Origin of the sequence: Tannerella forsythia (assembly GCF_001006485.1) — a bacterium.
Lineage (GTDB): Bacteria > Bacteroidota > Bacteroidia > Bacteroidales > Tannerellaceae > Tannerella > Tannerella forsythia.
In genome coordinates, this window is sequence record NZ_JUET01000108.1 from 1 (window position 1) to 1,475 (window position 1,475).

Consider the following 1,475-nt stretch of genomic DNA (forward strand, 5'->3'; position numbering starts at 1 on the left):
TAGTCGCTCCTTAACAATTGATTTTCTTGAATAAAAAGGAATAAAAGTATATTTTTTCCTTTGGCAGAAACCCGTAAAAAATAGAACGCAAAAGATTTTCCTTAATCTTTTCCAGCATTTTCTTTAGATTCCAAGCTGTTGCTGCCATGTAGGCATTAATATGTATCCCTTTTTCGCCCCACAGATAGTTCTGTTCCATACGGAAGTCTTTTTTCAGATGTCCGAAGATAGGTTCAATACCTGCTCTGGTTCTAAATTTCTTGCGTTTCTGCATTTTCTGATATTCACTGTCAGATTTTTTAGGTTTGTTGGGAGTAATGATTTTTACTCCTTTTATTTCTCTGCGACCTCTCCCTCCCCTGTCGTACGCAAGTTCTTGAGGTAATTTCAAATCATTGTCTTCCATCTGTCTAAGAAGCGGTTCTATGGTGTCTCCATCATAAGGGTTGTCTAAGAATGTCTGTACGGCTGTAATGATTTTTCTGCCTTTCTTGCCTGTAGTAATGAGTCCGACTTTGTTCCCAAACTCATACTGTTTGTGTGCCTTACCTTTAGCTATGCAGCGGGTAAAGGGTTTGTGCAGACTGTAAATTTTATCCTTGTCATTTCGTTTTTGATTTACAGCTTGTTTAAGAAGCGAGAACTCGTTTTCGTACAGTCTCTTCTGTTCTTCGTTCATTTTGCGGTCAAGCTCACGCAACAAGGCATTGGCAATTGTTTTCAACCGCCTTTTGGCTTTATTGGCTTTTTTGACACGCTTGGGATGTTTTCCGTTGTAAGCGTCGCGAAGCAATTGTTTGCTTTCCCGGGTGTACCGCTGACGCTGGATGATTCCTTCTTTCTTAGCAATCTTATTGCATTTATCAATTACTTTCTTGCACAGCTTGGCATCCGTAGGAAAAGTAATGTTGTTTTCCTGCACGGTGGTGTCCGATAGGACAAACTTGGATTCTTTAGGCACTTCTTTGCCGTGCAGACGGACACTGTAAGCAAAAATCTTTCCTATCCCTTCTTCACCCACACGGGTACGGAAATGAACGAAATCACTCGGATCGAAAGGAAACTCATGCTCAAAAAATTCACCTCCGCAGAAATACTGAAAGTAAACATCTCGAACCCAAAATTCCGGTAGACGCTCATCTCCAAGATTGTATAGATGTTTTAACATTAAGCAACCAACCATCAGGCGGATGGGTACGCTCGGAGCTCCTCTCTCGGAATAAAGTGGAGCAAACTCCTTTTCAAAATAGGACCAGTCTATTTTGTCTGCAAGAACGGCAAGTTCGTGCTTCATGTCAATAAAATCTTTCAGCATGGGGCGGAACAAATCCCGCTGCCCTTTTTCCGGTAATTTTCCTAACATAATTCGCAGGGTTTTATTCTGTAAAGATACAAATTCCTGCAAATATATGCAACTGTTTTCAATATTATTTTGTTGAATCACAAAATATTAAGCAAATATTAAGGAGCGACTA

The 1,475-nt window shown here is 40.2% G+C and carries 1 protein-coding gene; it reads right to left on the bottom strand.

Going from position 1 to position 1,475, the window contains the following annotated elements; translation table 11 throughout:
- Positions 1–10 precede the first annotated feature (10 nt).
- Positions 11–1,444 (bottom strand): IS5 family transposase, encoded by a 1,434-nt coding sequence (locus Tanf_RS10280; RefSeq protein WP_014223980.1) that lies wholly within the window; start codon positions 1,442–1,444, stop codon positions 11–13.
- Positions 1,445–1,475 lie beyond the last annotated feature (31 nt).